General features: G+C 63.3%; 18 protein-coding genes and 1 other RNA gene. 6 read left to right on the top strand and 13 right to left on the bottom strand.

The annotated features are described in order from the left end of the window. Positions 1–108: 108 nt before the first annotated feature. The 11 genes from ACWGS9_RS01800 to ffs all read right to left on the bottom strand — a co-directional run bounded on the left by ACWGS9_RS01800 (position 109) and on the right by ffs (position 11,491). Positions 109–855 (bottom strand): ABC transporter ATP-binding protein, encoded by a 747-nt coding sequence (locus tag ACWGS9_RS01800; RefSeq protein WP_454503605.1) that lies wholly within the window; start codon positions 853–855, stop codon positions 109–111. Next, on the bottom strand, positions 852–1,688 hold the full coding sequence (locus tag ACWGS9_RS01805) for an ABC transporter ATP-binding protein (RefSeq protein ID WP_454503606.1): 837 nt from the start codon (positions 1,686–1,688) through the stop codon (positions 852–854). Before ACWGS9_RS01805 ends, ACWGS9_RS01800 begins: the two co-directional genes overlap by 4 nt. Positions 1,689–1,698: 10 nt before the next feature. Then, on the bottom strand, positions 1,699–2,619 hold the full coding sequence (gene nikC / locus ACWGS9_RS01810; protein WP_454503607.1) for a nickel transporter permease: 921 nt from the start codon (positions 2,617–2,619) through the stop codon (positions 1,699–1,701). Further along, complete coding sequence (locus ACWGS9_RS01815) at positions 2,616–3,683, bottom strand: ABC transporter permease (protein ID WP_454503608.1); 1,068 nt, start codon at positions 3,681–3,683, stop codon at positions 2,616–2,618. The genes nikC and ACWGS9_RS01815 overlap by 4 nt, the downstream gene beginning before the upstream one ends. A gap of 18 nt (positions 3,684–3,701) precedes the next feature. Further along, positions 3,702–5,339, bottom strand: a complete 1,638-nt coding sequence (locus ACWGS9_RS01820) for an ABC transporter substrate-binding protein (protein ID WP_454503609.1) — start codon at positions 5,337–5,339, stop codon at positions 3,702–3,704. Positions 5,340–5,594: 255 nt separating this feature from the next. Further along, positions 5,595–6,869 carry a lytic murein transglycosylase gene (locus ACWGS9_RS01825; RefSeq protein WP_454503610.1) on the bottom strand — a complete coding sequence of 425 codons (1,275 nt, stop codon included), beginning with the start codon at positions 6,867–6,869 and terminating at the stop codon, positions 5,595–5,597. 191 nt (positions 6,870–7,060) lie between these two features. Further along, positions 7,061–7,666: a recombination mediator RecR gene (gene recR / locus ACWGS9_RS01830; protein ID WP_454503611.1), complete on the bottom strand. Its 606-nt coding sequence runs from the start codon at positions 7,664–7,666 to the stop codon at positions 7,061–7,063. Positions 7,667–7,868: 202 nt separating this feature from the next. Next, positions 7,869–8,876, bottom strand: coding sequence for a cell wall hydrolase (locus ACWGS9_RS01835; RefSeq protein WP_454503612.1), 1,008 nt, complete (start codon positions 8,874–8,876; stop codon positions 7,869–7,871). A 203-nt stretch (positions 8,877–9,079) separates the two neighbouring features. Beyond that, entirely contained in the window at positions 9,080–9,403 is a 324-nt protein-coding gene (locus ACWGS9_RS01840) for a YbaB/EbfC family nucleoid-associated protein (protein WP_027165932.1), read from the bottom strand. An 82-nt stretch (positions 9,404–9,485) separates the two neighbouring features. Next, positions 9,486–11,288 (bottom strand): DNA polymerase III subunit gamma/tau, encoded by a 1,803-nt coding sequence (locus ACWGS9_RS01845; protein WP_454503613.1) that lies wholly within the window; start codon positions 11,286–11,288, stop codon positions 9,486–9,488. A gap of 106 nt (positions 11,289–11,394) precedes the next feature. Further along, positions 11,395–11,491: signal recognition particle sRNA small type (gene ffs, locus ACWGS9_RS01850), an RNA gene on the bottom strand. A gap of 180 nt (positions 11,492–11,671) precedes the next feature. Here ffs and ACWGS9_RS01855 point away from each other — a divergent pair. From ACWGS9_RS01855 to ACWGS9_RS01865, 3 genes are read left to right on the top strand one after another with little or no spacing between them, the layout of a single operon-like run. Further along, positions 11,672–12,091: an HIT domain-containing protein gene (locus ACWGS9_RS01855; protein WP_454503614.1), complete on the top strand. Its 420-nt coding sequence runs from the start codon at positions 11,672–11,674 to the stop codon at positions 12,089–12,091. 35 nt (positions 12,092–12,126) lie between these two features. After that, positions 12,127–13,068, top strand: a complete 942-nt coding sequence (gene nudC / locus ACWGS9_RS01860; RefSeq protein WP_454503615.1) for an NAD(+) diphosphatase — start codon at positions 12,127–12,129, stop codon at positions 13,066–13,068. A 10-nt stretch (positions 13,069–13,078) separates the two neighbouring features. After that, positions 13,079–13,381: a Dabb family protein gene (locus ACWGS9_RS01865; protein WP_454503616.1), complete on the top strand. Its 303-nt coding sequence runs from the start codon at positions 13,079–13,081 to the stop codon at positions 13,379–13,381. A 326-nt stretch (positions 13,382–13,707) separates the two neighbouring features. Here ACWGS9_RS01865 and ACWGS9_RS01870 read toward each other — a convergent pair whose 3' ends face one another. Together ACWGS9_RS01870 and ACWGS9_RS01875 are read right to left on the bottom strand one after the other, a co-directional pair. Next, a complete protein-coding gene (locus ACWGS9_RS01870) occupies positions 13,708–14,571 on the bottom strand; it encodes a prephenate dehydratase (protein WP_320214235.1) in 864 nt (287 codons plus the stop codon). 9 nt (positions 14,572–14,580) lie between these two features. Continuing rightward, positions 14,581–15,309, bottom strand: a complete 729-nt coding sequence (locus ACWGS9_RS01875; RefSeq protein ID WP_454503617.1) for a 3-deoxy-manno-octulosonate cytidylyltransferase — start codon at positions 15,307–15,309, stop codon at positions 14,581–14,583. A gap of 193 nt (positions 15,310–15,502) precedes the next feature. Between ACWGS9_RS01875 and ACWGS9_RS01880 the strand changes: the two genes are divergently transcribed. The 3 genes from ACWGS9_RS01880 to ACWGS9_RS01890 all read left to right on the top strand — a co-directional run bounded on the left by ACWGS9_RS01880 (position 15,503) and on the right by ACWGS9_RS01890 (position 20,190). Then, a complete protein-coding gene (locus tag ACWGS9_RS01880) occupies positions 15,503–16,180 on the top strand; it encodes a c-type cytochrome (protein ID WP_454503618.1) in 678 nt (225 codons plus the stop codon). A 255-nt stretch (positions 16,181–16,435) separates the two neighbouring features. Further along, entirely contained in the window at positions 16,436–18,313 is a 1,878-nt protein-coding gene (locus ACWGS9_RS01885; RefSeq protein ID WP_454503619.1) for an extracellular solute-binding protein, read from the top strand. Next, positions 18,313–20,190, top strand: coding sequence for an extracellular solute-binding protein (locus ACWGS9_RS01890; RefSeq protein ID WP_454503620.1), 1,878 nt, complete (start codon positions 18,313–18,315; stop codon positions 20,188–20,190). The genes ACWGS9_RS01885 and ACWGS9_RS01890 overlap by 1 nt, the downstream gene beginning before the upstream one ends. Positions 20,191–20,209 lie beyond the last annotated feature (19 nt).

Consider the following 20,209-nt stretch of genomic DNA (forward strand, 5'->3'; position numbering starts at 1 on the left):
CTGCGCTGGTGATTGATTGGCGAAAACGACTGCGCGATCAATCTCCCCCCTTGCGGGGGAGATGTCCGGCAGGACAGAGGGGGGTGTGACGGAACGCTACCTCCGAAACTACACCCGCACAAACCCCTCGCTCGCCCGGAGCAGGTTGCGCGTATAGTCCTCGCTCACCCGATGCCCGATCAGCTGGCTTGCGGTCAGCGTCTCCACCGCCTCGCCATTCTGCATCACCATCAGCCGCTCGCACATATGAGTGATGATGGCGAGGTCGTGGCTGACCATCAGGAAGGTGAGCTTGCGGCGCCCGCGCACCTCTTCGAGCAGGTTCAGCACCTCGGCCTGGACCGAGGCGTCGAGCGCGGAGGTCGGTTCATCGAGAAGCAGGACCGAGGGTTCGAGGACCAGCGCGCGGGCAATCGCCACGCGCTGGCGTTGGCCGCCCGAGAGCTGGTGCGCATAGCGGAAGCGGAAGCCGCTGCCGAGGCCGACCTCGTCCAGCGCGCGCTCGATGCGCTTCTCACCGTCGGCAATGCCATGGATGGCCAAAGGCTCCTGCAGCAGCCGGTCGACGGTCTGGCGCGGATGCAGCGAGCCGTATGGATCCTGGAACACCATCTGCACGTCACGATAGAAAGCCTTGTCGCGGGTCTTGCCCAGCGTCTTGCCATTGACGGTGATGGTGCCCGAGGCAACCGGCGCCAAGCCGGTGATGGCCCTCAGCAGCGTCGACTTGCCGGAGCCACTCTCGCCGACCAGACCGTAGGATTCGCCTTCCTTCACTTCTAGGCTGACGCCTTTCAGCGCGCGAAAACGGTCGAAGACCACTTCCAGCCCTTGAATGCTGATCGCTGCCGTCATGCCGCCCACTCCGGCTTGCGGTCGAGCACCGGCAGCGGATGGCGCTCGAAGCCTATCCTCGGCATGCAGTTGAGCAGGCCGCGCGTGTAGGGATGCCGGGCATCGCGCAGTTCGGTGGCCTTGAGCTGCTCGACCACCTTGCCGGCATACATGACGACGACGCGGTCGCAGAAGGAGGAGACCAGGCGCAGATCGTGCGAGATGAAGATCAGCCCCATGCCGCGCTCGGCGACGAGTTTGTCGAGGATTTTGAGTACGTCGAGCTGCACTGTGACGTCGAGCGCCGAGGTCGGCTCGTCGGCGATCATCAGCTCGGGTCCGGTGATCAGCATCATGGCGATCATGGCGCGCTGACCCATGCCGCCCGAGACCTCGTGCGGATAAAGATCGAAGACGCGGGCCGGGTCGCGGATCTGCACCGCCTGCAGCATGGCGAGCGCTCGCTTGCGTGCCTCGGCCTTGGAGACCTTTTCGTGGGTGCGCAGCGTCTCGACGATCTGGCGGCCGATGGTCATCACCGGGTCGAGCGAATATTTCGGATCCTGCAGGATCATGGCGATGCGATTTCCCCGCAGGGACCGGCGCTGGCGAGGCGATATGGAGAGCAGATCAATGCCGTCGAAGGCGAGTTTCTTCGCCGAAACCTCCGCCTGCGGCGGGGTCAGCCCCATGATGGCGCGACCGGTCTGCGACTTGCCGGAGCCGCTCTCGCCGACAATGCCCAGACGCTCGCGGCCAAGCGAGAAGGAGACGCCGCGAACCGCCTGTACAAGGCCGGTGCGGGTCGGGTAGGTGACGCGCAGATCGTCGACTTCGAGAAGCGTGTCGCTCATTGGTCGCCGCTCATTGGTCACCACTCCGGGGGTCGAGCGCGTCGCGCAGGCCGTCGCCGAGCAGGTTGAAGCCAAGGCTGACGATGAGGATGGCCGCACCTGGGGCCGCTGCCACCCACCACTGATCGAGAATGAAGCGGCGGCCGGACGCGATCATCGCGCCCCATTCGGGCAGCGGCGGCTGCGCGCCCAAGCCAAGGAAACCGAGGCCGGCGGCGGTCAGGATGATGCCCGCCATGTCGAGCGTCACCCGGACGATCAGCGAGGAAATGCAGAGCGGCATGATGTGGCGCAGCACGATGCGGAAGGGCGAGGCGCCCATCAGTTGCACCGCCTTGATGTAGTCCGAATTGCGCACCGTCAGCGTCTCGGCACGCGCGATGCGCGCGTAGGGCGGCCAGGAGGTGATCGCGATCGCCAGCACGGCGTTCTCGATGCCTGGCCCGAGTGCCGCCACAAAAGCCAGCGCCAGCACCAGCTTCGGAAAAGCGAGGAAGATGTCGGTGACGCGCATCAGGATAGCGTCGGTCCAGCCGCCGGCATAGCCGGCCACGGTGCCGACCAAAAGGCCGATGGGAGCCGCGATGACGGCGACGAGGATCACCACATAGAGCGTCCAGCGCGAGCCGTAGACGATGCGGGAATAGATGTCGCGGCCAAGGTCGTCGGTGCCGAACCAGTGCGCGGCGCTTGGCGGCAGCAGGCGGGCGTTCTTCAAATCGCCGATGGTCGGCGAATAGGGCGCCAGCACATCGGCGAAGGCGGCGACGACCAGCAGCGCGATGATGATCAGCAGGCCGACAAAGGCGAGCCGGTTCGCCGAGAAACGCCGCCAGGTGACATAGGCGCGGCCGAGCCTTGCCTGCATGCGTGAGGCCGGCCGCTCGCTGAGCAGCCATTCGCGGCGGGTCTGCATCGTCTCAGCGCTCATCCAGATTTGGTCCTTGGATCGAGCAGCCGGTAGAGCAGGTCGGACAGAAGGTTGATGCCGATGAAAACCGAGCCGATGGCGATGGTGCCGCCGAGCACCGCGTTCATGTCGGCATTCTGCAGCGAATTGGTGATGTAAAGCCCAATGCCCGGCCAGGAGAAGACGGTCTCCGTCAGCACCGAGCCTTCGAGCAGGCTGGCGTAGGAAAGCGCGATCACCGTGACCATCGGCACCGCCGCGTTGCGAAATGCATGGCCCCAGATGATGCGCGTTTCGGAAAGGCCCTTGGCGCGGGCGGCGACGATATATTCCTGCGCCAGCTCGTTCAGCATGAAGGAGCGCGTCATGCGGCTGATATAGGCAAGCGCGAAATAGCCGAGCAGCGCGGCCGGCAGGATGATGTGACGGTAGGCGTCATAAAAGACATCCCACTGCCCCTGCATCGCGGCATCCAGCAGGTAGAAGCCTGTGATCGGCGTGAAAGTGTACTCGTAGACGACGTCGAGCCGCGCCGGGAAAGCGACCCATTGCAGCTTGGCGTAGAAGAGCACGAGCCCCAGCAGGCCGAGCCAGAAGATCGGCACCGAATAGCCGATCAGGCCGATGATGCGCACGACCTGGTCGATGAGGCTGCCGCGCTTCACCGCGGCCAATACCCCGAGCGGCACGCCGATCACGGCGCCGATGATGGTGCCCAGCGTCGCGAGCTCGATGGTCGCCGGGAAGACGCGGCGGATGTCGGACATCACCGGATTGGTGGTCAATACCGAGGTTCCGAAATCGCCGTGAAGGGCGCTTTTCACATAGATATAGAACTGCTCGATCCAGGGCAGGTCGAGACCCATCTCACGACGCGTGCGCTCGACGACGGCGATGGGCGCCCGGTCACCGAGCACGGCCAGCACCGGGTCGATCGGGATGACGCGGCCGATGAAGAAGGTCACCGCGAGCAGACCGAGATATGTCGTCACCGCGATGACCAGGAAGCGGCCGATCGATGATAAAATCGCGACGGCACGAGCGCTCCCGCGCCCTGCCGCCGCCTGATTGTCAGCTACGCTCACGCGTCGCGTCCGCCGGGTCTACTGCTTGGAGACCGACCAGACGAAGTTGGTGTCGAAGCTCGGGCCGAGCTTGAAATCCTTGAGGTTCTTGCGCAGCCCGGCCACTTCCAGCTGCTGGTGGATGATGACGAACGGGCTGGTGTCGAGGATCTTCTGCTGCAGGTCCTTGTACATGTCGGCGCGCTTGCTCGAATCCTTCTCCAGCAGCGCCGCCTCGGTTTGCTTGGTCAGGTCTGGAATGTCCCAGGAATTGCGCCAGGCAAGCGTATGCGACTTGCCGGCATCCGAATTGTCCGGGTTCGAGGCGAAGGTCTGGGCATTGGAGTTCGGATCGAAATAATCCTGCCCCCAATTGCCGATATAGATGTCGTGGTTGCGGGCACGGTACTTGGTCAGCGTCTGCTTGCCATCACCCGGGATGATCTCAAGCTTGATGCCGGCCTGGCCGAGCGTCTGCTGGATCGATTCCGCCATGCCGGTGGTCGGCTGTCCGGTGCGCACGTCCATGGTCACCTTGAAACCATCCGGCAGGCCGGCCTTGGCAAGCAATTCCTTGGCCTTGGCGACGTCGAGCTTGAAGGGATTGTCGTCGACGGCGCCGAGGTCGCCCTTGGGCAGGAAGGATTGGTGGATCTCGCCGATGCCCTTGAGGATGGTCGTGCTCAGCGCGTCATAGTCGACCAGATATTTGAACGCCTGGCGCACCTCGGGCTTGGCGAGGTTCGGGTTCTTCTGGTTGAGGCTGATGTAATAGACCGTGCCCTTCGGCGCGCTGGTGGTGGTGAGGTCGGCGTTCTTGGCGATGGCGTCGAGGTCGTTCGGCTCGAGGTTGCGGGCGACGTCGATGTCGCCGGCTTCCAATGCCAGGCGCTGCGCCGAGCTTTCCTTCATGTTGCGGTAGATGACGCGGGCGAGCTTTGCCTTGTCGCCATTGTAATTGTCGTTGCGCTCCAGCACGACGGCTTCGTTGGCGCGCCATTCGCGCAGCTTGAACTGGCCCGAGCCGGCATAGCCGGTCTTCAGCCAGGCATTGCCGAAGTCGTTGTCCCATTTGTAGTCGGCGCTCGGCTTGGCCGCCGCGACATGTTCCTTGACCAGCTTGGCATCCACGACGGAGGCGACCGTGGCCGACAGGCAGTTGAGCACGAAGCTCGGCGCATAGGCCTTGTCGACGACGAACTGGAATGTGGTGTCGTCGACGGCCTTGGCCTTCTCGGTGACATTGTCGCCGCTGATGCCGAACTGACCGATGATGAAGGCCGGGCTCTTGTCGAGCTTGATGGCGCGTTCGAAGGAATAGGCGACATCGGCCGCGGTGATCGGATTGCCGGACGCGAACTTCATGCCGGGCTTTAGCTTGAAGGTGTAGGTCAGGCCGTCGTCGGAAACTGTCCAGCTCTCGGCGAGGTCGCCCTTGACCTTGGAGGTATCGCTGAGGTCTAGGCGGACCAGGAGATCATACGTGTTGCCGGTGACCTCGGCCGTCGACAGCTCGAACGCCTCGCCCGGATCCATCGAGATGATGTCGTCGATGGCAAAGCCCTCGACCAGCGTGTCGGCCGGCGTGACCGCGAAGGCGGGCGCGACGAGCAACGCGGACAGCGCGGCACCCGCAAGCAAGGTACGAGAGCGCAGAGCAAACTTTTCCAGCATCATGGTGATTTGTTCCCTGTTTTGTTGACCTGAGTTCCCGGCTCAGGCTGTGGCGTTTTCTTGCCGGCCGAACGATGGCCGCCGGACCCGTTATCGCAGCGGTTTTTGTCCAGTTGGTCAACACCATAACGACCAGCGCCCGACCCGGCAACGAGCATTTGCAAGACGGCGTATTGGACCAGAGCGGGTGGAGCCCGGTCCACACACAGGCCGACTAATCGATGTCGCCAAGCGGAAATAATCTCCTAATTCGGCGGCTTATTTCAGAGCAGCAACCAGCCCCGCGTCGGGAAAACAGGTGGCGGGCTTGCCGTTCTTCGCCTGCCACACTCCAATCGAGCGGCGCGTCTTGAAGCCGGGCAGGCCGTCGGCGCTGCCGACGTCATAGCCCTTGGCCTCCAGCGCGCGCTGCAGGGCGGCAATATCGGACCTGTGCAGGTCGCCGACCGCGCCCCAAGCGCCGACAAAGATGGCGTCGCCTTTGGCGATGCGGTCGGCGGCATGGCCGATGAACAGGCCGTAGAGGTCGCTGTTGTTATATTCCTTCAGCACATAGAAGTTCGGCGTGACGATGAAGGCCGGACCGCTGCGCCCGGCCGGCATCAGCAGGAGGCCCTCGGCCTTCAATTCGCTCGCCGGGAACGCCTTGCCGTCGACGCGCCTGATGCCCATCGCCACCCAATCCGAAATCTTCTTGCCCTGGTCAGGCCCTTCGAGCGAACAGGAGACATTTGCCGGCACCGTCACCTCGGTCCCCCAGCCGCGGCCCCTCACCCAGCCATAGTGGACGAGGTAGTTGGCGATCGAGGCGAGCACGTCGGGCGTGGAATTCCAGATGTCGGGCCGGCCGTCGCCGTCGAAGTCGACGGCGTGTTTCAAAAAGGAGGTCGGCATGAATTGCGGCTGGCCGAGCGCGCCGGCCCAGGAAGACTTCATCGCGTTGACCGGCGCCAGCCCGCGCTCGACGATTTCGAGCGCCGCCAGCACCTCGGTGTGGAAGAAATCCTTCTTCGTCGACATGAAGGCCTTGGTGCCCAGCACCTCGAACGCGTCGTAAGGCATCTTGGCCGCGCCGAAGCCGGTCTCGCGGCCCCAGATCGCCAGCACGATCTCGCCCGGCACGCCGTAGCGCTTCTCGATCAGCCCGAGCACTCTGGCGTTGACGCTATCGCGCGAACGTCCGCCGGTGGTGACGGCGCCAATGATCTTCTCCGCGAAATAGTTGGCCGGCGGGCCGAACTCGGCCTGGTGCTGCTTCTCAGGGGTCGTCGGCTTCTCGCCGGGCATGACGAGGTCGGGCAGCTTGAGGTTCGGCTTCACCCCGGTGAAGGCCTCGTCGAAGGTTTTCCTGGAGATGCCTTTTGTCCTGGCCTCGGGCCAGAGGTCGGTTTGCAGCCAGGCCTGGAACTGGTCGTCGATGGGGGCGGCGCGGGAGGGGGTTCCGAAGGAGAAAACCAACGCGGCCAAAATGAAGACAGTGACGGATACGCGAAGGTGGCGTTCCTTCACACCCCCCTCTGTCCTGCCGGACATCTCCCCCGCAAGGGGGGAGATCAGATGTCGCGCAGGCTTTCGCCAATCATCAACGTTGCAGGACGGTGCGGGGCGCCTAAACAGCCAATCTCCCCCCTTGCGGGGGAGATGCCCGGCAGGGCAGAGGGGGGTGGGACGGAGTGCAATCTTTCCAGAAAACCAGCCTGTCACTGATCCCCTCCCCCCCAACTTCAAAACGCCGTCCTCGACCGCAACGCCGCGGCCAGCGTGCCTTCGTCGAGGTAATCGAGCTCGCCGCCGACCGGGACGCCATGCGCCAGCCTTGTCACCTTGACGTCGAAGCCTGACAATTGATCGGTCAGGTAATGCGCCGTTGTCTGCCCCTCGACGGTAGCATTGACCGCGAGGATGACCTCCTTCACCTCGCCGCCGGCGACGCGGTCGACCAATGAGCGGATGTTGAGCTGGTCCGGACCGATGCCGTCGAGCGGCGACAGCGTGCCGCCGAGCACATGGTAGCGCGCGTTCATGGCGGCCGCGCGCTCCAGCGCCCAGAGATCGGAGACGTCCTCGACGACGATCAGCGTGCCGGCGTCGCGGCGCGGATCGGTGCAGATCATGCAAGGATCGGTGGTGTCGACATTGCCGCAGGTCGAGCAGATGCGAACCTTGTCGACCGCCTCGCCCATGGCGGCCGCCAAAGGCTCGAGCAGCTGATCCTTCTTCTTGATGAGATGAAGTGCCGCGCGCCGGGCCGAACGCGGCCCAAGCCCCGGCACCTTGGCCAGGAGCTGGATCAGGCGTTCGATTTCCGGTCCGGCGATTCTCTTCGACATCGCTCTGATCTAGAGCAATTCCAGGAAAAGTGCGAAGCGGTTTTCTGTCCGGAATAGCGTCAAAGCGAAAGGTGGGGCAGTTCACCGTTTCACTAGTACGGTGAGCTGCTCCAGGATTTTTCAGCGCGGTTTGGAACAGCCGGCAAAAGCACAGGGCCCGCTATGCTGCCATGGCGGGCCCTGCTCTGGATGGAATCGGGTTTCAGTTGGTTTCCAGCGGCCGGTCCTGGCTGGCGATCATCGCACCGATGGCGTCGGTGTTCTCAGGCGTCGACTGGAAGCCCATCGACGCTTCCTGCGGCACGTTGGGCACAGAGGTGATGTAGCGGCCCTTGACCGTGCCGCCGAAACGCGAGGCGTCCGGTTCGGCCATCGGCTCCTGCATCGCCACGACAATCTGCTTCTGCGCGACGCGGCCGCCCTTCTGCGAAGGCGCGACGGAGGCTGTCACGTAGGTCTGCTCCTCGGCAACAGTTTTGGTCTTCTTGGCCGGCGATGCCAGCTCGACGGCCGCCGTCATATAGGTTTGCTTGTTCGGGTCCGGGCGCATGATCGTCTTGACCACCGGCTCGGCGGAAGCCACCAGCACGGGAGCAGTAGGATCGATCTTCTGCTGTTTGTCGGAAGCCATGGCGACCATCGGCTCATCCGGCAGCGGCTGCCAGTTGCGGCCGCGCTTCTCATAGAAGGCATTGCCGCCGGCCACCATCGTGTAGTGCATGTTATTGTAAGGGAAGCGCAGGCCGGCGGTGTGGAAATACATCGTGTTCTTGAGCTTGGCCTTGCGCTCGCCTCGCAGCACCGCGTCCGCAGCTTCCTCGACATCGGGCAGCGCTCTCGAATTCATCGGCCGGGTCATCACGCCGGGCGCGAACTGCCCCTTCTCGCCGACGACCTCGCAGATGGTGTTGCCATGCTGGCCCGAGCGCAGACGGTTCATCACGACCGTGCCGACGGCGATCATGCCGTCGCGGCTCGACCGGTTGGACTCGAAGAACATCGCCCTTTGCAGGCATTCCTTATCCTTCAGCGAGTGGCTGGAGGAACGTGTGAGGAAGCTCGGGGTAAGCGCGTCGGTCAGGCCCGACACCGACATGCCATGGGAGGAAGTGGTCTGGCTGCAGCCGGCCAGGAGCAAGGCGGAAGTGACGATGCCGACGAGCAGCAGCGGCGTCTTCCATCGCGTCGCGATCACCAAAAAAAGCCTCATGTCCAGATGCCAGCCCGCCCCGAGATGTGGCAAGAATGAGACTCTTTCGGGCAAAAAGATGGCTGGAGGGTTAGCAACTTCTGGACTTGGGTAAAACTTTATGAAAGCCGCGAAATGAGCCCGTGAGCAACGCCGGCAAAATGGTTAACAACGCGCCGCGCACTCAATTTCCGTTCATAATCAATTAACTGGCGGACGCCGCCTCAGAACGGCAATTTCATTCCGGGCGGAATCGGCAGGCCCGCCGTCAACGCCTTGGTCTTCTCCTGCATGATCTGCTCGACCTTATTTTTGGCGTCATTGTGGGCGGCCAGGATGAGGTCCTCGAGGATCTCGGCTTCGTCCGCCTTGATGAGCGAGGGATCGATCTTCAGCGCCTTCATCTCGAACTTGCCGGTGAGCGTGATGCTGACCAGGCCGCCGCCGGCCTGGCCGGTGGCTTCGAGCGTGGCTATCTCGTCCTGCATGGCCTGGAACTTGGCCTGCATTTCCTTTGCCTTGCCCATCAGGCCGAGAAGATCTTTCATCTCAAATGTCCTTTTTGTTCGTCTATCTTGGCGAGAGCATGATCTTGACCGAAGACCGGTTCCCACTTTTCGGGATCATGCTCTAAATCTCGTCATCGTCGGCGGCAGGCTCGACCGGCACTTCGGCCTCGGCCTCTTCCACATCCGGCACGTCCGGAATGCGCACGTCGATGATCTTGGCGCCCGGGAAGCGGGCGAGGATGGCCGCGACCGTCGGGTCGCTCTTGGCGTCGGAGAAGGCGTTCTCGCGCTTCGTCGTCTCCATCTCGGCCAATGTCTGGCCGCCCTCTTCCTTCGACAGCGACACCAGCCAGTTGCGGCCGGTCCAGGCGCGCAGCTTGGAGGTCAGGTCGTTGAGCAGCATCTTGGGCGCGTCGTCGGTCAGGGTGACGTCGAGACGGCCTGGCTCGATGCGCACCGGCCGCACGCAGCGTTTCAGGAGCACCTTGAAGGCCATGTCGCGATTGGCGTCGGCAAGCGCAACGATGTCGGCCAGCGATTTGACCGGAACGACAGGCGTCTCAGTGACCGGCTCCGGTGCCGGAACAAACGCGGCGGGCGCGGGCTGCGCTTCTACCAGACGCATGGTCTGCGCACCGCCACCGGAGGTCGGCATCCGGGTCTGCGCGACAGCACTGGCGCCGCCGCCATTGCCCGGATTTGCCGGTGCTGCATTGGCGCGCGGAGCGCCGTTCGGCAGCGGGCCGGGGCCTTCCAGCGATTTCAGCGCCTCGTCCAGTGTCGGCAGGTCGGCGGCATGCGCCAGCCTGATCAGCACCATTTCGCCGGCGCTGACCGGGCGGTTGGACGACTGCACCTCGGGTATGCCCTTGAGCAGCATCTGCCAGGTTCGCGACAGCACGCGCACCGAGAGCGTGCCGGCGAATTCGGCGCCGCGCCGGCGCTCGTCCTCGGAGAGCGACGCGTCGTCGGCCGCTGTCGGCACGAAGCGCAACCGGGTGACGAGGTGGTTGAATTCGGCAAGATCGGTGAGCACGGCGGCCGGATCGGCGCCGGTGTCGTATTGCGCGCGGAACTCGGCCAGGGCCGCCGACACGTCGCCCTTCATGACGTGCTCGAACAGGTCGATGATGCGGGCGCGGTCGGCGAGGCCGAGCATGGCGCGCACCGCATCGGCGCTGACGGTGCCGCTGCCATGGGCGATCGCCTGGTCGAGGATGGACAGCGAATCGCGCGCCGAGCCTTCGGCGGCACGCGCGATCATCGCCAAGGCCTCGTCGTCGACGGAAATGCCTTCCTTGGCCGCGATCGAGGACAGATGCCCGACCAGCGCGCCGGCATCGATGCGTCGCAGGTCGAAGCGCTGGCAGCGCGACAGGACCGTGATCGGCACCTTGCGGATCTCGGTGGTGGCGAAAATGAATTTGACGTGCGGCGGCGGTTCTTCCAGCGTCTTCAACAGGCCGTTGAAGGCCTGGGTGGAGAGCATGTGCACTTCATCGATGATGTAGACCTTGAAGCGGGCCGAGACCGGCGCGTAGCGCACGCGGTCGATGATGTCCCTGATGTCGTCGATGCCGGTATGCGAGGCGGCGTCCATCTCGATGACGTCGACATGGCGGCCTTCCATGATCGCCTGGCAATGCTCGCCGGGGATCGAAAGATCGACCGAGGGTTGGTCTACTGTCGCGGTCTTGTAGTTGAGCGCCCTCGCGAGGATGCGCGCGGTCGTCGTCTTGCCGACACCGCGCACGCCGGTCAGCATCCAGGCTTGGGCGATGCGGCCGGTGGCAAACGCATTGGTCAGCGTGCGGACCATCGGCTCCTGGCCGATCAACTCGGAAAAATTCGAAGGGCGGTATTTGCGCGCCAGGACGCGATAGGCGCCGGCCTTTTCCGTCCCCAAGTTTCCGGCTTCGCTCATTCGCCGTCAAAAGCTCCCAGGACCGCGACGGAAGGCGGCCGATTCCTGCGCATAATCTCGCCCGCACGGCTTGGCGCCGTCAATGTCGCGGGAGAAAGGCGAAGAGGCGGGAGGCTGGAACAATGACCCGTTCCGGGCTCGTTAGGGCTGCTTCCTTCCGGACCTGACCCGGTTGGCGAGTGGATCGTCCACCACCAACCTCCCGCGCTCCATATCGGCAATTCGGCGGCGAAATGCAAGGGCAGAGCCAGAACCTGCAGCCACATAGCGACTGGAAAGTCCTTCAAATCGATAACAGCGGTCAATGAATCGCTTGCAGCCACCTTGCCGCCGCTCTAGCGTTCCGGGTTTGGAAAATGCTTACAAAAGCAAAGGAAACGCCCATGCTGCCTGGCCTCAAGGCCGGATTTACGCTGGACGCCCGGCTGGAGGCGGATAGCGAGCAGCTGATGTGGCTTGGCCTTTGCGAGCTCAGGCTGATGAACGACCGCCGCTGGCCATGGCTGGTGCTGGTGCCGCAACGGCCGGGCACGGAAGAAATCCACGAAATGACGCCGCTCGACCAGGCGATGCTGACTTTCGAGACCAATATGGTGGCGCAGGCGCTGAAGCGGGTGACCGGCTGCACCAAGATCAACACCGGCGCGCTCGGCAACATCGTGCGCCAGCTGCATGTCCATGTCGTCGCCCGGTCCGAGGGCGATCCCGGCTGGCCGGGACCGGTCTGGGGACACGGCATTCGCGAACCCTACCAGCGCTCCGATATCAGGCGGTTTGCCCAAACGATCAAGGCGGCGCTATAAGCTGACCGGTGTCCACCTGCACATTCCGAGTCCCCATGAGCTTTCGCCTGTTTGACGCGCCCTTGCGCGAGCCGAGCCAGTTCGTCGGCTTCGCCGGCAACCAGATCGACCGGCAGTCCGAGAATCGCGCCGACGATGCGGTCGAAAAAGCGCTGGCCGACCAAACCGCGCGGCTGATGCTGATGCATGCCGGCCGGCTCTATCTCAAACTCGACGATGGCAAGTTCGACCCCTGGTTCAAGGCGGATAAAAGCCAAGCCTTCGAGGTTTCGCTCGACCACGGTGTGCTGCTCGGCTTTTCCGACAGCGGGCCGGTGCTGGCGGTGCCTGCCGGCATCGAGCCGGAAAAACTGCCCGAGACGATCAAGGCGATCGATTATCGTTCCGTCTACATGCAGGGGCTGATCGACGAGGCGGCCGCCGGCGCGCTGGCGCAGGGCGCGGCACTGCTCGCCTGGCACGCCAGCCACGCCTTTTGCTCGAAATGCGGCAACCGCTCGGAGATGCGCGCCGGCGGCTACAGGCGGCATTGCCCGGCCTGCGGCACCGACCATTTTCCGCGCACCGACCCGGTGGCGATCATGCTGACGGTGACGCGCGAAAAATGCCTGCTCGGGCGCGGCAAGCATTTCGCGCCAGGCATGTATTCAGCGCTTGCCGGCTTCATCGAACCGGGCGAGACGATCGAGGCGGCGGTGCGGCGCGAGACGCTGGAGGAGGCCGGCATCCGGCTCGGCCGCGTCGTCTACCACGCCAGCCAGCCCTGGCCGTTCCCCTATTCGCTGATGATCGGCTGCTTCGGCGAGCCGCTCAACGAAGACATCCAGGCCGACCTCAACGAGCTCGAGGACTGCCGCTGGTTCTTGCGCGACGAGGTGCGCACGATGCTGGACAGGCAGCATGCCGATGGGTTGATTACACCGCCGAAAGGGGCGATCGCCCATCACCTCATCCGCGCCTGGGTCGACAGCGAATAGGAGCCGAGAAATGATCCGTCACACCGTCGTGTTCACGCTGAAGCATCCCTTGCAGTCGCTGGAGACGAAGCGGTTCCTTCACGACGCGAAGAAGATCCTCGCCGGGATCAAGGGCGTCACGCATTTCGAGCAGTTGCGGCAGGTGAGCCCGAAGAACGACTACCAGTTCGGCTTCTCGATGGAGTTCGCCGACCAGGCCGCCTACACGCGCTACAACGAGCATCCCGACCACGTCGCCTTCGTCCGCGACCGCTGGGTGCCGGAGGTCGATAAGTACATGGAGATCGACTACGTGCCGCTGGGGTTTGGCTGACCAAAATCGGTTCCGGCATCAATCACAATGGTGAAACATTTCGTCCCCTGCTGCTCCCTTTCTGCGGCTTTGACGATTAGCGAAATCAGCAGTGACAGCGCCCCTCTCCCCGTCACTATACGGGGAGAGGATGCCGGCAGGCAGGTGAGGGGCGGCACAGACGCTGGAGGCCAAATGCGAGCTTCTGGCCTCGACTCGAATTTGGACGCGTTAACCGTCGAAGTCAGCGCTGCCCTCATCGCCCTGCCGGGCACTTCTCCCCGTATAGTGACGGGGAGAAGGGGCTGGCCGCGGCGCCGGCTCCTTCCTGAAAACGTGCGAAAAGGCTAATCCGCCACCTTCCACTGTTCGCGCGATGCGCTTGCCGGATAGACGCCGAGGATGCGCATCTCGCGCGAGAAGAAGCGCAGTTCGTCGAGCGCCAGCTTGACCAGCGGGTCGTCCGGATGGCCCTCGATGTCGGCGTAGAACAGCGTCGCGGTGAAGGCGCCGAGCTGGTAGCTCTCGAGCTTGGTCATGTTGATGCCGTTGGTGGCGAAGCCGCCCATCGCCTTGTAGAGCGCGGCCGGGACGTTACGGACACGGAAGATGAAGGTCGTCATCATCCTGGCGTCCGGCGCGGGGCGCTCCACCCATTGCTTGTTCTTGGTCAGCACGACGAAGCGGGTGACGTTGGAGTCGGTGTCCTCGACATTCTTCTCGATGATGTCGAGTCCATAGAGCTCCGCGGCTAAAGCCGGCGCCAGCGAGGCCATGGTGCGGTCCCTGACCTCCGACACCATCTTCGCCGAGCCCGCCGTGTCGCCGGCGACCACCGGCTTCCAGCCGTTCTTGCGGATGTATTTGCGGCACTGGCCGAGCGCATGGATGTGGCTGTGCACGGTCTTGATCTCTTCACGCCTGACGCCTGGCAGCACCATCAGCTGGAAGTGGATCGGCAGGAAATATTCGCCGACGATGTGCAGCTTCGATTCCGGCAAGATGTGATGGATGTCGGCGACGCGCCCGGCGATCGTGTTCTCGATCGGGATCATGGCAAGCTCGGCCTTGCCGGTCTCGACCGCGTTGAAGGCGTCCTCGAAGGTCGGGCAAGGCAACGGTTCCATCGACGGGAACATGTTGCGGCAGGCAGTGTCGGAGTTGGCGCCGGGCTCGCCCTGAAAGGAAATTCTGTTGGTCTTAGCGGTCATGCCGATATCTCAGTTTGAAAGGATCTTTCTTGCCCGCTCGAGGTCGTCGGGCGTGTCGACACCAAGCGGCAGCGATTGGACGATCTCGGCGTCGATGCGCATGCCGGCTTCCAGCGCGCGCAGCTGCTCCAGCCGCTCGCGACGCTCCAGCGGCGACGGCTTCAGCGCCACAAAGCGTTCGAGCGCTGCGCGGCGATAAGCGTAAAGGCCGATGTGATGATAGAGCGGACCCTCGCCCCACGGCGCGGTGGCGCGGGTGAAATAGAGCGCTTTCAGCCGCGTCGACGACAGCGGCGAGCCAACGATCTTGACCACGTTCTGGTTGGTCTTCTCCTCGTCGCGCACGATCTCGACCCCGAGCGTGGCGATATCGACCGACCTGTCCTCGAACGGCCGCAGCGACGCGCCGATGATCTCGGGATCGATGGTAGGCAGGTCGCCCTGCACATTGACGATCGTTTCCACCTGCTTTTCAGGATCGAGGGCCGTCAGCGCCTCGAAGATACGGTCGGAGCCTGATTCATGATCCATGCGGGTCATAACCGCTTCGAAGCCATGCGCCCGCACGGCCTCCGCGACCGCTTGCGTGTCGGTCGCCACCACCACGCGGCCAAGCCCGGCCTCGGCGGCGCGGCGGGCGACGTGGACGATCATCGGCGCGCCCGCAATGTCGGCCAGCGGCTTGCCCGGCAGGCGCGTCGAGGCCATGCGGGCGGGGATCAGGATCAAGGTTGACATCGGATTTCAGGGCGATCGAAAAACGCGAATGGAAAAGTGGCAAAAGGTCTCACTGGAAGCGCCCTTATAGGTGTTGCAACGCCAGAGCAAAAGACCTAGTTTCCGCCCGATTTGACTGGCCTTTCGGGGCAGTTCGCGATACCGACGGACGGAGTGGACGGGACGGTCCGCCGGAAAAGGGAGCAAGGGGCGTATGGATTCCAGCGAAGTCAACAAGCTGCTCGGCGGATTTCTGGGAACCTGCTTCATCGTCTTTTCTATAGGCCTCGTCTCGGACGGGCTTTTTGCCTCGCCTGCCCCCGAAAAGCCCGGCTTCGCCATCGAAGCCCAGGAGCCGACCGAGGGTGGCGCCGCCGCGCCCGCCGCAGCCGAAAAGCCGATCGCCGACCTGCTTGCCACCGCAAGCGCTGACGCGGGCGCGGCCATCTTCAAGAAATGCCAGGCCTGTCACTCGGGTGAAAAAGGCGGCCCGAACAAGGTCGGCCCCGATCTCTGGGACATCGTCGACCGTCCGGTCGCCTCGCATGAGGGCTTCGCCTATTCGGCCGGCATGAAGGAATATTCCAAGGGCGGCACCGAGAAGTGGACCTACGAAAACATCAACCGCTTCATCACTTCGCCCAAGAAAGACGTGAAGGGCACGGCGATGGGCTTTGCCGGCCTGCCGAAAGAAGAAGACCGTGCCAACGTGATCGCCTATCTGCGCACGCTGTCGGACAATCCGAAGCCGCTGCCGCAGCCGGGCGCCGCCGCGGACGCTTCCAAGCCTGCGGACGCTGCCAAGCCCGCGGATGCCGCGAAGCCTGCGAACGGTGCCGCCAAGCCGGCCGAGGGAACCGCTCCGGCCAAGCCCGCGGCGCCCGCTCAATAAACAATTTGTCATAGAGACTTCCTTGGAAAAGGCGGGTTCGTCCCGGCTTTTCTGTTAGGAAAGCCGCATATTGGGTGACAAAGACTGCCCTTGCGGTTTTCACCGCCGTCAAATGATCTAGATTGCGGGTGGCAGAGCAATTCCAGGACAGCAGGAACCGGTTTTCCGTCCGGAATTGCGTTGAGACAAAGCGATAGAGCGACTGTCGTTTCCGCGAAACGACGAACGCTCCAGGGTTCGCGACGAGGAGAACGCATGAAGGTTGGCCGCTTCCGCACGCTTTTCGCATCGATGCTGGCGGTCGCTTTCGCCGCGAGCTTGCAGGCCAGCTTCGCCGATGAATGGCACACCACCTCCTCGCTGATCGGCCCTTCCAAATATGGCGAGAATTTCCAGCGCTACGACTACGTCAACCCGGATGCGCCGAAAGGCGGAACCTACAATTCCGTGGTTACGGGCACATTCGACAGCTTCAACCCCTATATCGTGCAGGGATCGCCGGGCTCCGGCTTCGCCCAATTCGGCGGCGGGCTGCTCTACGACACGCTGATGGATCAGGCGACCGACGAGGGTAGCGTCAGCCACCCTCTCATTGCCGAGGCTTACAAGTACCCACAGGATTATTCCTCGGCTACCTACAGGCTCGACCCTCGCGCGAAATGGCATGACGGCCAGCCGATCACCGTCGACGACGTGATCTGGTCCTTCCAGGTGCTCAAAACCCACAGCCCGATGTACAACCGCTATTTCGAGAACGTGACCGAAGCGGTCGCGGTCTCCGACCGTGAGGTCGAATTCCATTTCAACCAGAAGGGCAACCGGGAACTGCCCAAGATCCTCGGCGATCTCGTCGTGCTGCCGAAGCACTGGTGGGAGGGTACCGACGCCAGCGGCAAGAAGCGCGACATCACAAGGCCGACGCTCGAGCCGCCGCTGGGCTCCGCCGCCTACAGGATCGCCAGCTTCAAGCCGGGTGCGGAAATCGTCTGGCAGCGCGTGCCCGACTATTGGGGCGCCAAGCTGCCGGTGAAGATCGGACGTGAGAATTTCGACACCCAGCGCTTCACCTACATACTGGACGACAATGCCACCTGGCAGGCCTTCACCAAGGGCGGGCTTGACGACATCAAGCCGGAAAACAGTTCGCGGCGCTGGGCGACGGCCTACAATTTTCCGGCGATCAGCGCAGGCGACGTGATCAAAAAGGAATTCAAGACCACATCGCCGGTGCCGATGCAGGCTTTCGTGCTCAACCAGCGGCGGCCGCTGTTCCAGGACCGGCTGGTGCGCGCCGCGCTCACCTATCCGTTCGACTTCGAAACGATGAACCGCACGCTGTTCTACAACTCGAACACACGCACCAAGAGCTATTTCCAGGGCACAGGGCTGGCGTCGAGCGGACTGCCACAGGGCAAGGAACTGGATATCCTGGAAAAATACCGCGACAAGCTGCCGCCGGAACTGTTCACTCAGGAATTCAAGCTGCCGGTCTACGATTCACCGCAAGCAGAGCGGAAATACCTGAAGCAGGCGGTCGACCTCTTCGCCCAGGCGGGCTGGGTGATCAAGGGCGGCAAGATGGTGAACGCCAAGACCGGCGCACCGTTCAAGGTCGAGATCCTTGGCTGGAACGACACCGACCAGGTCATCGCCAGCCCTTGGATCGCCAATCTGCGCAAGATCGGCGTCGATGCCACGCTGCGGATCATCGACCAGACCCAGTACATCAACCGCGTCAACAACTTCGATTACGACGTCATCACCAGCATACTCGCGCAATCGGAATCGCCAGGGAACGAGCAGCGCGATTTCTGGAGCTCGAAGGCGGCGGACACGCCAGGATCGCGCAATTATTCCGGGATTAAGAACCCGGTCGTCGACGCATTGGTCGACCGCATCATTTTCGCCACCGGTCGCGACGATCTCGTCGCCACCACCCATGCGCTCGATCGCGTGCTGCTGTGGAACTACTATACCGTGCCGCAATACTACCGCGCGGTGGTGTGGCTCGCCTATTGGAACAAGTTCGGCATGCCGGAAAAGCAGCCCACTTACCGCGGCGCCGATATCGATTCCTGGTGGATCGACACCGGGAAGGAAAAGGCATTGGCAGCCAAATACAGGGGCAACTGATGAGGCGGCAGACGTTGCTTGCCCGTCGTGAATTCCTGGCGCTCGGCGCTGCAACGGCGGCTGCGGCACTGCTGCCCGGAAAGGCTTTCGCCGCCATTCCGACCGGCGTGAAGGTGCACGGCCTGTCGGCCTTCGGCGACCTGAAATACAAGCCCGACTTCACGCATTTCGACTATGTCGATGTCGATGCGCCGCAGGGCGGCACCTTCAACTTCTCACCACCGAACTGGGGCGCCAACCAGAGCCCGCAGACATTCAACACGCTGAATGCATTCGTCTCCAAGGGGGATGCGCCGCAGCGTATGGAAATGTGCTTCGACTCCTTGATGGTACGGGCGCTCGACGAGCCGGACGCGGTCTATGGGCTGATCGCCGACGGTGTCACAATCTCGGACGATCGCAACGGTTTCACCTTCTCACTGCGCCCGCAGGCGCGCTTCCATGACGGCACGCCACTCACTGCCGACGATGTCGCCTTCACCTTCAAGCTGCTGAAGGACAAAGGGCACCCGGACTACGCGTTGTCGCTGACGCATCTGGACGACGCCGTGGCGAAGGACGCCCACACCGTCGAGCTCAAATTCGACGGCAAGCAGTCGGCCCGCACAATCCTCAACATTGTCGTATTTCCGATCCTGTCCAAGGCCTTCTTTACGGCCAACCCGTTCGATTCCTCGCAACTCAATCCGCCGCTTGGCTCGAGCGCCTACAAGGTGGGGCGCTGGTCGGCGGGGGCCTGGATCGAGTATGAGCGGGTAGTCGACTATTGGGGCAACGACCTGCCGGTCAATCGCGGCCAGAATAATTTCGCGCGTATCCGCATCGAGTTCTATCAGGACCGTACGGCCGGCTTTGAGGCTTTCGAGAAGGGGGAGATCCTCTATCGCGAGGAATTCACCTCGCGCGTCTGGGCAACGGCCTACGACTTTCCGGCCTTCACCGCCGGCAAGGTGGTCAAACACGAATTCCCCGCCGAAACGGTGCCCTCAATGCAGGCCACGGCCGTCAACCTGCGGCGCGAGCAGTTCCAGGACCCGCGCGTGCGGCAGGCGATCGCGCTCTGCTTCGATTTCGAATGGACACGGCGTAATTTCTTCTATGGCTCCTATGAGCGCTCGCAATCCTGCTTCGAGAAATCGGACTTTCGCGCCGACGGCACACCATCGCCGGAGGAACTCGCCCTGCTGGAGCCGTTGCGCGACAAGCTGCCGCCGGAGGTCTTCGGCGAGGCGGTGACGCAACCGGCTTCGGACGGTTCGGGGCGTGACCGCAAACAACTCGGCAAAGCCGCGAAGCTGCTTGGCGAGGCGGGCTGGAAACGCTCCGGCGATTTCGTCGTCAACGGCAAGGGCGGGCGGCTGCCCGCCGAATTCCTCGTCGACGACGAGACCTTCGTGCAGGTCTATTCGCCCTGGGTCGCCAATATGAAGGCAATCGGCATCGACGCTTCCATCCGGCTGGTCGATTCGGCCCAATACCAGCTCAGGCAATCGACGTTCGATTTCGACCTGGTCTCGGCCGCTTTCTCCTTCAGCGCCACGCCGACCCGCGACGACCTTGAAATCTTCTTTCATTCACGAAGTGCCGGCATTTCAGGCTCACGCAACCTGCCTGGCATAGCGAGCCCGGCCATCGACGCGCTCATAGACGCCGTCGGTGCCGCCAAGGACCGCGACAGCCTGACGGTCGCGATGCGGGCGCTCGATCGGGCCTTGCGCGCGCGGCGCGATTGGATTCCAAGTTGGTATCTGGCGAATCACCGAAGCGCCTATTGGGACATGTTCGGCTTTCCCGAGCATAAACCCGATTTCGGCTTTCCGGTCGAAGCGCTGTGGTGGGTCGACAAGGGCAAGGCGGCAAAAATTGGCAAGGCCTGACACTCCCCTTCGCGCGGGA

Source organism: Mesorhizobium sp. Arg314 (assembly GCF_053714275.1).